This window comes from Janthinobacterium sp. GW460-12-1-14-LB5, from assembly GCF_059423585.1.
The window spans coordinates 41216-53903 of sequence record NZ_JBWKYD010000019.1 but is presented as its reverse complement, the minus strand read 5'-3'; the positions used below and the strand labels follow the sequence as shown (position 1 = coordinate 53903).

The window sequence follows — 12688 nt, the reverse complement described above, 5'->3', positions numbered from 1 at the left end:
CGGCATGAATAAGATTTCTTTCCAACCATTTGTCATCGGTGTCGCAGGCGGTAGCGGCAGCGGCAAGTCCACCGTATCCCAGCAAGTGCTCGCTTCGTTCGGCGCCGACATGGTCTCTGTCGTGATGCAGGACGACTACTACCGCGACCAGACCCACCTTTCCCCGGAAGTACGCCGCCAGCAGAATTACGACCATCCGCAGGCGTTCGAGTGGCCATTGCTGGTACAGCACATCCAGGCCTTGCGCAACGGCGAATCGATCGAGATGCCGGAGTACGACTTTACGCTGCACAACCGCTCCGACAGGACCATTCTGGTCAAGCCGGCCCCGGTGATCGTCATCGAAGGCCTGTTTGCCCTGTATGACGAAGACCTGCGCGACATGATGTCGCTGAAGATCTTTGTCGACACGGCCTCCGACGTGCGCTTCATCCGCCGCATGCAACGCGATATCACGGAACGCGGCCGTTCCGTGGAAAGCGTCATCGAGCAGTATCTGGAAACCGTGCGCCCCATGCACAAGCAATTCATCGAACCGACCAAGCGCAATGCCGATGTCATCTTGCCGCACGGCGCGAATGGCCCCGCGGTCGACATGATTACCGCTAAGGTGGCGAGCGTCATCGGCCGCCTGAAGCCGGCCGGCTGAAATTGGCCAGTTGCGGTAGCCCGCTGCCTTACCGCTCCCCCAGCGACTCCGAAAACGTCTTGGTGATCGGTTTTGTGAGGTAGCGCAAGACCGTCTTGCGGCCCGTGTTGATTTCGACGGTGGCCGTCATGCCGGGCTGGATCAGGATCGGCTCGCCATTCTTGCCCATCAGATTGCGCCCGCTGGTCTTGATCTGCACGCGGTAGTAGGGCTGCTCGTTGCCCTTGTTGTCTTCGCTCAAGGTGTCCGCGCTGATGTAGCTGACGGTGCCGCGCAGGCGGCCGTAGATGCCGTAGTCGTAGGCGTCCAGTTTCACGGCCGTGGGCAGGCCCGGCTTGATGAAGGCGATGTCGGCCGGTTTCACTTTCGCCTCGATGATCAGGTCGTCGTCCGTCGGCACGATCTGCAGGATTTCCTCGCCCGGCTTGGCCACGCCGCCCAGGGTGGTGAGCCGCACGTTGCGCACGATGCCGTCCGTGGGCGCGTAGATGTCGGTGGAACCCAGCTGCTCCTTGCGCTGCGTCACCGTCTGCAGCACGCCGGCCAGGTCTTCCTGGGCTTTCACCAGGTCCGTCTGGCTGTCCTGCAGGTATTTGTTGCGCCGGTTGGTGATCTGCGCCTGGATATCGACCACTTGCCGCCGCAGTTTCAGCACCTCGGCGCGGCTGACGTCCCCCGTTTCCAGCAGCGGCAGATTCATTTCCAGCTCTTCCCTGATCAGCTTCATGGCGCTGTCCAGCGAGCCCACTTCGGCCTGCACGGCGCCCTGGCGCTTGCTGAACAGGGCCAGCTGGTTGGCGCGAAATTCCGGAAACGCCTGCAGTTCGGGCGGGAACTTCGGCGCGCCGCCAAACACCTCCGCCTGCAGGCGCGCCACGGCCGCCTTCAGCCCGGCCGCCTTGGCCGTGCTTTCCAGGTAGCTCGTCTCGGCCCGCGTGCGGTCGAAACGGGCCAGCAGTTCCCCTTTTTTCACGACGCTGCCTTCATGCACGCGCAGCTCGGCCAGCACGCCGCCGTCGGCCACCTGGATGATCTGGTTGCGCGAACTGGCGATCACCTGGCCGTTGGCGCGCGTGACCTGGTCCAGCTCCGCCCACGACGCCCAGGCGATGACACCCGCCAGCGCCGCCGTGCAGCTCCAGATCAGCACCCGGCCCCGTTTGGCTTCTTCCCGCGCTTCGACCTTGGCCAGTTTCATGCGACGGCTCCTTGCGCCACGGGCGCAGTTGCGGCACTGGGTACGGCCTGCGGCTTGCCCGACAGCTTGGCCAGGACAAAGTCGCGCGGCCCGTCGAGCAGTATCCGGCCCGCCTGCAGCACCACCAGGCGGTCGAGCAGGGGCAAGAGGGCGTTCTTGTGCGTGGTGGCGACCATGGTCACGCCTTCGGCCGCCAGTTCGCCCAACAGTCCGACGATGCGCGCCTCCGTCTTCGCGTCCATGGCGCCCGTCGGCTCGTCGAGCAGCCAGATTTTCGGCTTGGCCAGCAGCAGGCGCGTGACGGCGATCAATTGCCGCTGGCCGCCCGATACGCCGCGCCCGCCCTCGGTGATGGCCAGCGCCAGGCCCCGTGGCTGGCCCAGTATCAGCTCGATCAATCCCGTGCGTTTGGCGGCCGCCAGGATCGCTTCCTCGCCCGGGTCGGCCAGCCCCAATAGCAGGTTGTCGCGCAGGGTGCCGCTGAACAGCCGCGTCTCCTGCGGCAGGTAGCCGATCATTTCGCGCACCACGGCCGGCGCCAGCAGGGCCATGTCGACGTCGCCCAGGTACACCTTGCCCTCGGCCGGCTGGTACAGCCCCGAGGCCAGTTTCAGCAAGGTGCTCTTGCCCGAGCCGATGGCGCCCACCAGGCCGACTCTCTCGCCGGGGCGGATGGCCAGGTTGTCCACTTCCAGCGCCACCTTTTGCGCACCGCCATACGTAAAACGGATGCGTTCGAAGCGCAAGCCCGTATCGAGGCTGCGCGGCGTCAGCGCGAACTGCGCGTTGTCCGCTTCATTGGGCAGGCTGATGACCTGTTCCAGGCCGTCGATCGAGGCGCGCGCATGCGCCCACTGCACCATCACGGCGGGCAGCTGCACGATGGGCATCAGGGCGCGGTTGCTGATGATGGTGCACGCCATCAGGGCGCCCATGGTCATCTGGTTCTCGGCCACGAACCACGCGCCCATGGAGATCAGCGCCACGTTGGTCAGCTGCTGGAAGGCGGCCGTGATGTTTTGCGACAGGGCCGCATAGTCGCGGATATTCTGCTCCGCGTGGCTGGTCTCGGCCACCAGTTCGGCCCAGCGCGCCTGCATCATCCATTCCGCGCTGCTGCCCTTGAGGGTTTCCACGCCATCGACGGCTTCCACCAGCAGGCCCGCCTTGCGGTTGCTGGCGTTGAGGTTCCTGCGCGTGTGATTCTCGATGGCGCGCTGGAACATCAGGCCGCACGCGAGGGCCAGCGGCAGGGCCACCAGCGGCACCACCACCAGCGGCCCGCCGATGATGGTGATCATGGCGAGAAAAATCAGCGCGAAGGGCACGTCCGTGAGCACGAACAGCGATGTCGACGTGAGCACGCCGCGCACCATTTCAAAGCCTTTTACCTGCGCCGCCAGGGTGCCGACCGAGGCGGGGCGCGCTTCCATGCGGATGCCCAGCATGCGCTGGAAAAACCACTCGGACAGTTCATGGTCGACGTCATTGCACGAGTGGTCGACGATGCGGCTGCGCACCTGCTTGAGGATGAATTCCAGGCCGATCGACAGCGCCACGCCCACCACCAGCACCCACAGGGTGCTGAAACTCTGGTTCGGGATCACGCGGTCGTACACCTGCATGGAGAACAGCGACGTGGCCATGGTCAGCAGGGTCACCAGCGTGGTGGCCAGCACGGCGTCGACAAACACGCTTTTCTTCAGCCACAGGGCGTTGCGCACCAGCCCCAGTGCGCCGGGACGCGCGGTGCTCTTTTCGGGACGGCGCGGCAGGCCCACGCAATCCAGGCCAGCCAGCGATGCCAGCTGCAAGGCGCGGCCATCGATGCCTTCGCCGCGCCAGGCGCCGTCGGCGCCGCGCGATTGCAGCAAGCCCCAGCCCGTGCTGGCGCTGTAGACGGCGAACGGCAGCTCGCCCGGCGTCGGCGCGTGCAGCGCGCGCGCCGCGCCCTCCAGTCCGGCCGCCTGCCAGATGGCGGTAAGGATCATCGCGGGCGCGCCGTTGTCGTCGACGTCATTGAGCTGGCGCTGCAGGTCGGCCAGGCGTGCGGCGGGCACGTGCTGGCCCTTCAGGCGGGCGGCCCGCTCGATGAGTGTCAGCAAGCCATGTTTGAGGGGGGTATCCACGCTGTCTCCCGGTTAGATTCTGCGGCGTCAGTTGACGCGCATCGACGCGGCGGGCGCCGTGCGCCCGGCCAGGGTGCCCGTTTGCGCCGCCAGGCGCAGGCTGGCGGCGATCGCCTGCGCGCGCGTGTCTTCCAGCGAAAATTGCGCCTGGGTCGCTTCGCGCACGGCGTTGAGCACATCGTTCCAGCTCTTGCGGCCGATCACGTACTGGCGCGCGTACGATTCGAATACCTGCGTCGAGGTGGCGCTGGCCTCGCCCGCGTTGCCCAGGCGCTGGCGGCTGGCCTCGGCCTCGTTCCAGTCCAGCGTGAAACGTTCGCGCACATCGCGCTCGGCCGCATCGTGCGCGGCGCGCGCGCCTTCGCGCCGGGCCACGGCGGCATCCACGCCGGCCTTGGCCGACAAGCCGGCGCCCGGCTGCGCCTGCAGCACCAGCATGGCGCGCGTGCGGTTGTCGGCATTCATGCCGCCCGTGGGCTTTTCCATGCGCAGCACTACTTTCGGCATGTAGGCCGAGCGCTGCAGGGTGATGTCCGAGTCGGCGGCCTGCGCCTCGAAAGCGAGGCGGTGCAGGGTGGGGGAGTAGTCGATGGCCTGGCGCATGACTCGCTCCAGGCTGGCGTCGGGCAGCGGTTCGCCCACGCCGATGCCGGTGGCGCTGACGAGGCGCACGGGTTTGCCGGCCAGTTGCGACAGCTGCGCCAGCGCGTTGTCCAGCGCCTGGCGCGCATTCGACACGTCGTTGGCGGCCTGGTAGGCGCGCGATTCGGCCAGGCGCTGATCCGTCTGCGAGCTGACCGACTGCGCCACGCGGCGCTTGATCATGTCCAGCAGGCGCTGGTGCTCTGCCAGGCCCGCTTCCGCCGAGCGCACGCGCGCCGTCTGGCGCAGCGCTTCCGTGTAGGCGGCAATCACGCGCAGGGATAGGCTCAGGCGTTCTTCCTCGATGGCCGCGCCCGCCGCGTCGACCCGGCTGCCGGCGGCATCGATGCCGGCGTCGATGCGCCCGCCGCTCCACAGCGGCTGCTCGATGCGCACCACGCCGCCCGTTTCCTGCGAACCGGCAGGCACTTCCGCCGACAGGCTGGGAAAGCGCTGCCATTGCGCGCCATCGAGCTCGGCGCGCGCGGCCGCCTGCGCCGAGCGCTTGCCCTGGACGGCCGGATGGCTTTGCAGCGCCTGCTGCAAGACCTGGTCGAAGCTCCAGGCGGTGGCGCCCTGGGCGCCGGCGAAAGGGGATGCCGATGCCATGGCCACGGCCGCCAGCAAGGCCGCGATGCGTGGCAGAGAGAATAATGCTGCGGAACCGCTTGATCTCATCCCGTATTTTTCCGGCACCAGGCCTGACGCATTTCAAGGTATGGGCGGGAGCGCGCTGCCGTGCGCTCCCGCTGCCGTGCCAGGCGCGGCGCCTGGCGTGGAACCACGGCGTCAGACCACGAAGTTGGCCGCCGTCAGCTGCGTGATGTTCACCCCGCTCAGCAGCACCAGCGCCGTGTCGATGGCGTTGGCGTTGCTCAGGTCACTCGAGTGATACACCGTCACGGCGCCGCTGTTTTGCGCATCGGCGATGACGATGTAGCCCTGGCCGGACAGGACGCTGTTGTCGGCCGCGATGGCGCTGGCGGCCGCGCCGATCGACACGGACGTGCCGTCGAAGATGAACAGGTTGTCGTTGCCAAAGTCGGTGCCCACGTTGACGTTCACCGCCACCGATGCCGTCAGGTGGGCGATGGCCGACATGTCGATCACGTCGCCGCCGGCGGCCGGCAGGCCCGTGCTGAAGTCGGCCACCGTCAGCGGGTTGTGCAGGGCGTTCTGGCTTAGCACGAACAACTGGCTCGCATCGGTCAGGTCGGCCTGGGCCTGGGCTGCCGCTGCCGCTGCGGCATCGGCGTTTGCCGCCGCCGTCAGCGCGTTGGCGTCCGTCAGGTCCGCCTGCGCCTGCGCTTGCAGGGCGGCGTTGGCGGCCGCGTCGGCTGCCAGGTGCAGGGCGTTGGCGTCCGTCAGGGCTGCCGTCTGCGCCGCCGCCAGCGCCGCTGCCGCTGCCGCATCGGCGGCCTGGGTGAGCGCCAGTGCGTCGGTCTGGTCGGCCAGCGCTTGCACGGCGGCGGCGTGGGCGGCGTCCGCATTCGACACGACGGCCAGGGCATTGGCGTCCGTTTGCGCGGCGATGGCATTCGCTTGCGCCAGGGCGATGTCGGCCGCCTGCGCGTCGGCATTGGCCTGGGCCGCCGCCGCGTCGTCCGCCTGCGCCGCGTTTGCATTGGCATGCGCTTGCGCCGCAGCCGCTGCCGCGCTGGCGGCGGCGGCATCGTCGGCTTGCGCCGCTTGCAGGGCCAGCAGGGACGCGGCTGCCTGTGCCTGCGCCAGCGGCGTGGCCGCATCGGCTGCATGGGCGGCCAGCGCCGCTGCCGCGGCGTTATTGGCGTTGAGGGTGGCCGCCGCCGCGGCCGCGTCGTCGGCCTGCGCCTGCTGCGTGAGGGCCAGCGAGGCGGCGGCCTGGGCGGCAGCTGCCGCGGCGGCGTCATCGTCGTTCTGTGCAGCGGTGGCCGCTGCCAGTGCGCTGGCCGCCGTCGCTGCCGTGCTGACGGCAAGGGCGTCGGCGGCGATGGCTGCCGTGTGCGCGGCGGCGGCGGCGGCGGCATTGGCCGCAGCCTGGTTGGCCGCCGTATCGTCGGCTTGCGCTGCCTGCGCGGCGAGCAGTGCGGATGCCGCTGCCGCGGCGCTGGCGGTGGCGGCCGCATCGGCGGCTGCTGCTGCCGTGGCTGCCGCTTGCGCGAGGGAGGCGGCAGCTGCGGCATCCGCTGCAGCCTGGTCGTCGGCGACGGCGGCGTTGTGCGCGGCCTGGGCGTTGGCGGCGTTGGCCGCTGCCAGCGCTGCCGCCGCGTCATCGGCTTGTGCCGCCTGCGTGGCGGCCAGGGTAATGGCGGCGGCCGTCGCTGCCGCTGCTGCAGCGGCATCGTCGGCATGCGCATTTTGCGCTGCCTGCTGGGCGGCGGCTGCCGCGGCGGCGGTGGCGGCGACGTTGGCGTCGGCGGCGAGGGCCGCGTCGAGCGCCAGTTGCGCATTCGCCGCTGCCGTGGCGGCCGCTGCCGCCGTGGCGTCGTCGGCCTGGGCATTGAGGGTGGCGGCAAGGGAAATGGCCGCTTGCGCCGCCGCGGCTGCCGCGGCGGCATCGGCATTTTGCGCCGCCACCGCCGCCGCATGCGCCGCAGCCGCATTCGTGGCAGCGGTGGCGGCCGCCGCATCGTCGGCCTGGGCCGCTGCCAGCGCCGCATGGGCCGCTGCCGCATTGGCATTGGCCTGGGCCGCGTCATCGGCCGCGCTCTGGGCGGCGAGGAGGAGGTTCAATTTCAGGGTCTTGTCATTGTCGGCATCCGTGGCGTTGGTATCGGCCGTCACGGCGGCGTTCAGGTTGGCGATGGCCGCGTTCAGCGCGGCATGGGCATCGAGGGCTGCCGTGTCGGCCAGTTGCGCGGCCAGGGTGGCGGCCGCCGAGAGGGCTGCCGTATGCGCGGCATTGGCGGCGGCATCGTCGGCGGCCAGCGCCGCGCTGGCGGCTGCCAGTGCGTTGTTGGCCGTCGTGGCAAGGGCCGCCAGGGCGCCATCGGCCAGCAAGGCCGCATCGGAAAGGAGCTGGGCCGCCGCTGCTGCCGCCGCCGTGCTTGCCGCCGTGGCGTCGTCGCCCAAGGCGGCATTGGTGGCAGCGAGCGAGGCGCTGGCAGTCAGTATCGCCGCGTTGAGCGTCGTCGTGGCGGCAGTCAGGGCCGCTTGCGCGTTGCTGGCCGCCGTCGCTGCGGCGCTGGCGGCGTTGTCGTCGGCCAGGGCCTGGTTCAGCGCGGCCAGCGCGCTCGCTGCCGTCGCCGCGGTCGTGCCGACGGCGAGATCGGCCGCCTGCGCGGCTTGCGTGGCTGCCAGCGAGATGGATGCCGTGAGGGCGGCCGCGGCGGCCGCGGCATCGTCCGCTTGCGCGTGCTGCGTGGCGGCGGCCGAGATGGCGGCCACGGCGGCGGCAGTGGCGGCAGCCGTGTCGGCGGCGGTAGCGGCGGCGGCGGCGGCCGTTGCATTGGTGGAGTTCAGCACGGCCGCGGCGGCGGCCGCATCGTCGGCCAGGGCCGCATTCAGCGAAGCGAGCGCGTTGGCGGCGATGGTGGCGGCGCTGGCGGCGGCATTGTCGGCGTTTTGTGCGGCCTGCGCAGCGGCCAGCGAGGTGGCGGCCAGGGTCGCTGCCGTCGCTGCCGCCAGGTCGTCGGCGATGGCGGCGGCGGTGGCTGCGTTTGCCGTCACGGCGGCAGCGGCCGTGGCGGCCGCATTCGCGTCAGCGGCCAGTGCCGCATTCAGGGCGGCCAGGGCATTGGCGGCCGTCGCGGCTGTCGCGGCGGCGGCCGCATCGGCCGCCTGCGCGGCCTGGGCCGCTGCCAGCGAGGTGGCGGCCACGCCGGCCGCTGTCGCCGCAGCCGTATCGTCCAGTTGCGCCGCCGTGGCTGCCGCCTGGGAAGTCAGGGCCAGGGTGGCCGCGGCGGTGGCGGCATTGTCGGCTGCCACCGCATTGTTCAGGGCCGTCAGCGAGGCGGCCGCCGTGGCCGCCGCCGAGGCGGCTGCCGCATCGTCCGCTTGCGCCGACTGTGCGGCGGCGAGCGACAAGGATGCCGTGGTGGCGGCAACGGTGGCGGCCAGCGCGGCCACCAGGTCGAGCGGGTGGGCCGCCGAATAGGCTGCCAGGGCAGTGGCATTCGCGGCGTCGTTGTTGGCAACGGTGGTCAGCGCGGCCGCATCCGTCAGGGCGGCCTTGGTGGCGGCCACGGTGGCGGCCGTGACATTGAGCGTATGTTGCGTGCCCAGCAAGACGGCGTCGGTGAGGCCGGCGACGCTGGCGGCGGTCGCGGCGGCGGTGGCATTGACGGTCGCCACCAGGCCCAGGGCGACGGCATCGGTCAGGCTGGCCGTGGTTTGCGCGGCGGTAGCGGCAGCCGCGTCGACGGTTGCCGTCAGCCCCAGGGCGACGGCGTCGGTCAGCGCGGCGGTGGCGGCAGCCGTGTTGGCGGCGGCCGTGGCGGCCGTCGAAACGGTGCCCAGGGCAACGGCATCGGTCAGGTTGGCGGTGGTGGCGGCCAGGCTGGCGGCCGTGCTGGCGGCCGTCGAGACGAGGCCCAGCGCAACGGCATCGGTGAGGTTGGCCGTCGTCTGGGCCGTGGCGGCGAGGGCGGCATTGGCCGTGGCGACCAGGCCCAGGGCCGTGGCATCCGTCAGCGCGGCGGTCGCCGCAGCCGTGTTGGCGGCGGTGGTGGCGGCCGTCGAGAGGGTGCCGAGGGCCACGGCGTCGGTCAGATTGGCAACATTGCTTGCCGTATTGGCGGCCGCAGCGGCAGCGGCGGCGGCCAGGCCCAGGGCGGCGGCATCCGTCAGGTCGGCCGTTGTCTGCAAGGCGGCAGCGGCGGCCGCATCGGCCGTGGAAGCAAGTCCCAGCACCGTGGCGTCCGTCAGCGCCGCCAGGCTGGCGGCCGAGGCGGCGGCCAGGCCATCGGCGGTGGAAATGAGGCTCAGCGCGGCGGCATCGGTCAGGCCGGCCGTCGTGACGGCCGCGGCGGCGGCCACATCGGCGGCCGACGATACCGCGCCCAGGGCCACGGCGTCGGTCTGGTTGGCAACAAATTGCGCCGTGGCCAGGGCGTTTTGCGCCAGCGTATTGGCGGCCGTCAAGGTGGTGACTGCTGTCTGCGCAGCAACTTCAGCGGCGGCGTCGGCAGTGGAGATGATGCCCAGCGCGCCGGCGTCGGTCAGCGCGGCCGTGGCGGCGGCGCTCGTGGCGGCGGCCTGAGCGGCGGCAGCCGCGCTGACGGCGGAGATATCGATTCCGCCCAGCTGGGCGGCCAGTTCCGCCGCCGAGACGGCGCTGGCGGCGGTGGCGGCAAGCGCTGCGGCGTCGGTCAGGTCGGCGGTGGCTTGCGCGATGTTCGCCGTCAGCGCATCGGCGGTGGAAATGCCGGCAAGGATGGTCGCATCGAACAGCGCGGCAGTGATATCGGCATTGTCGGCATCGAGCTGCAAGGTATTGACGGTGGCCGTCAGGTCGACGACGCTGGTCTGGCCAGCCGTGACGTTGGCGGCCAGGGCGGCGAGGTTGGCGAGATTGAAGGCATTCAATGCGACGTTGACGTCCAGCAGGCTGGCTTGCATATTGGCGGCGGCCGCATCGGCATCGGCCTGGTCGGCGGCTTGTTGAAGAGCAACGACATCGGTCTGGCCGGCAACGGTTTGTGCATTGGCGGCATCGCTGGCGGCCGCCGCATCGGCAGCGGCCAGGGCCGCCGCATCCGTCTGGTTGGCCGTCGTTTGCGCCGTCAGCGCGGCGGCGGCATCGGCGTCGGAAATCACTTGCAGCGCGGCCGCATCGGTCAGCCCCGCTTGCGTGGCGGCGCTGGCGGACGTGCTGGCGGCCGCATCGGCCGTGATTTGCAGGGCGGCCGCGTCGCTCAGACTGGCGGCGGCGACGGCATTCGCGGCCACGGTGGCGGCTGCTGCTGCGGCGGCGTCGAGTACGGCGGCATCGGTGGCGTTGGCGGTGACGGCCGCTGCAGCCGCGGCGGCGGCGTCGGCATCGGAAATCAGGGCCAGTGCCGCAGCATCCGTCAGGCCGGCCTGGAATTGCGCGGCGTCCGACGCCAGGGTGGCGGCATCGGCGATCAGCCCCAGGGTTGGCGCGTCGGTCATGTTCGCCTGCGTCTGCGCATTGGCGGCGTCCGTCGCGGCCGCATTGGCGGCGGCCTGCAGGGCGACGGCGTCCGTGGCGTTGGCGATCGAGGCGTCCTGGGCGGCGACGCCGGCAGCGGCGTCCGCTGCCATGCTCAAGGCGACGGCATCGGTCAGGCCCGCTTGCGTGCTGGCCGCGGCGGCGGCACTCGCTGCGGCGGTGGCGGCGATGCCCAGTGCGGCGGCGTCGGTGGCGGCGGCGAGGAGGGCGGCATTTTGTGCGGCGGTCGTGGCGGCATTCGAGGCGGCGGCCAGGGCGGCGGCATCGGTGGCGGCGGCCACGCCGGCGGCTGCGGCGGCATTGGCGGCATCGGCATCGGAGACGAGCGCCAGGGCGGCGGCATCCGTCAGGCTGGCCTGGATGCCGGCGGCGACGGCAGCGTTGGCGGCGGCGTTTGCCGCCAGGTCCAGCGCGGCGGCGTCCGTGGCATTGGCCAGCGCCGTGGCGGCGGCGGCAGCGGCGGCATCATTTGCCGAGATGACACCGAGCGCCGCCGCATCGGTCAGCGCTGCCTGGGTGTTGGCGGCGTTGGCGACGACGTCGGCCGCATCGGCGATGGCTTGCAGCGCCGGGGCGTTGGTCTGGTCCGCTTGCGTCTGCGCCGCATCGGCGGCGGCGTGCGCGGCGGCGGCGTTGGCGGCGGCCGTAGCGGCAGCCGCATCGGCGTTTTGTGCCGAGGTGGTGGCGGTCTGGGACGCGGCGGCGGCGTTGGTGGCAGTAGCGGCAGCAATGTCGTCATTCGTGGCGGCGGTAGCGGCCGCTTGTGCGCCGGGTACGGCGGCGGCCGTGCTGGCCGCCAGCATATCGTCGCTGGTGGCGTCATTGGCGGCGAGCAAGGCTGCCGCCGCGGCGGCGGCGGCCTGCGCCGCCAGCTGGTCTGCCTGGATGGCGGCATTCGCCGCGGCCAGCGATGCTGCTGCCGTGGCAGCTGCCGCGGCGGCTGCGGCGTCATCGGCCAGGGCATTGGCGGCGGCGGCGGCCGCTGCGGCGGCGGCCAGCACGGCGGCGTCGGTCACGACGGTGGTGCTGGACTGATTTCCTGTGCCGCCCTGGCCGCCGGTGGAGCCGCCCGTGCCCGTGCCCGTGCCACCGGTGCCGCCCGTGCCCGTACCCGTACCGCCGGTGCCGCTACCTCCTGTCCCCGTGCCACCCGAACCGGCACCGCCGGCCGCGGCACCGCCTCCGCCGCCCGCTGCCGCGGCAACCAGGCCAAGGCCGCCGAGTACGCCCAGCACGCCAAGTCTGCCCTGCCCATCTGTAACGCCGGCTCCGGCTCCGGCACCCGCGCCAGCCGATGTTCCGGCGACATCGACGACACTGCCGCTGGGGATGCCGGCGGCGCCCGCGCCAGTGCCCGCCGCGCCCGTGGCAGCACCGTTGTTATCGCTTTGCGGCGTGCCGAGGTCGGCGCCAGCCTGACCTGCGGCCGCGCCGCTGCCGCCTGCGGCCAGGGCCGCCGCTGTCACGGCCGCGGCCGTGCCCAGGGCGGCGGCATTGCCGTTATCGGCGCTTTCCGTGACTTCCACGACATTTTCAGGCGGCATGGTCGCACTGGCATCGGCCCCTTTTATCAGTTCATCTTCGTCATATTGCTTGCGGTCGCCATTTTTTGGATTGACGGCCTTTTTTGCGGGTGTCGCGATCTTGGCGGCAGCGCCTTCGGCATTGACGGGAACTTGTGCTGGATTCGGGGTGGTGGCCATTTGAAATTCTCCGGAATAGGTTATGTGTTCGTTCAATTTTTTAGGATATTAAAAATCAATAATGAAATTCTTTTCCTTGATTACTCCGGCGAGGCTTGGGCCGTGGTCGAACTTGGGTATTGCTGATGTGGGTGATGAAAGTAAAACATAACTGGAAAAAAAGCGCTGGCACAACAGAACACTTATCCAGAGATATTAAAAATATCATTTTTATAGTTGTTTCGCATGGTGCCATTTTTTCGTATGCTGTTTCGC

The 12688-nt window shown here is 70.5% G+C and carries 5 protein-coding genes; 1 reads left to right on the top strand and 4 read right to left on the bottom strand.

The window, feature by feature from the left end; translation table 11 throughout:
- Positions 1-4 precede the first annotated feature (4 nt).
- Positions 5-649, top strand: coding sequence for a uridine kinase (gene udk, locus AC07X6_RS19685; protein WP_230540971.1), 645 nt, complete (start codon positions 5-7; stop codon positions 647-649).
- Positions 650-677: 28 nt separating this feature from the next.
- On the opposite strand, the gene AC07X6_RS19680 is transcribed toward udk, so the two are convergent.
- The 4 genes from AC07X6_RS19680 to AC07X6_RS19665 form a co-directional block, all read right to left on the bottom strand.
- Positions 678-1847: an HlyD family type I secretion periplasmic adaptor subunit gene (locus AC07X6_RS19680; RefSeq protein ID WP_494792099.1), complete on the bottom strand. Its 1170-nt coding sequence runs from the start codon at positions 1845-1847 to the stop codon at positions 678-680.
- Positions 1844-3976: an ATP-binding cassette domain-containing protein gene (locus tag AC07X6_RS19675; RefSeq protein WP_494792098.1), complete on the bottom strand. Its 2133-nt coding sequence runs from the start codon at positions 3974-3976 to the stop codon at positions 1844-1846. The genes AC07X6_RS19680 and AC07X6_RS19675 overlap by 4 nt, the downstream gene beginning before the upstream one ends.
- Positions 3977-4003: 27 nt before the next feature.
- Positions 4004-5227 carry a TolC family protein gene (locus tag AC07X6_RS19670; RefSeq protein ID WP_494792097.1) on the bottom strand — a complete coding sequence of 408 codons (1224 nt, stop codon included), beginning with the start codon at positions 5225-5227 and terminating at the stop codon, positions 4004-4006.
- A 180-nt stretch (positions 5228-5407) separates the two neighbouring features.
- Positions 5408-12433, bottom strand: coding sequence for a hypothetical protein (locus AC07X6_RS19665; protein ID WP_494792096.1), 7026 nt, complete (start codon positions 12431-12433; stop codon positions 5408-5410).
- Between the last annotated feature and the right edge of the window lie 255 nt (positions 12434-12688).

Excerpts from the sequence above, each read along its gene's own strand:
- udk (WP_230540971.1), top strand. The coding sequence starts at position 5 with ATGAATAAGATTTCTTTCCAACCATTTGTCATCGGTGTCGCAGGCGGT.
- AC07X6_RS19680 (WP_494792099.1), bottom strand. The coding sequence starts at position 1,847 with ATGAAACTGGCCAAGGTCGAAGCGCGGGAAGAAGCCAAACGGGGCCGG.
- AC07X6_RS19670 (WP_494792097.1), bottom strand. The coding sequence starts at position 5,227 with ATGGCATCGGCATCCCCTTTCGCCGGCGCCCAGGGCGCCACCGCCTGG.
- AC07X6_RS19665 (WP_494792096.1), bottom strand. The coding sequence starts at position 12,433 with ATGGCCACCACCCCGAATCCAGCACAAGTTCCCGTCAATGCCGAAGGC.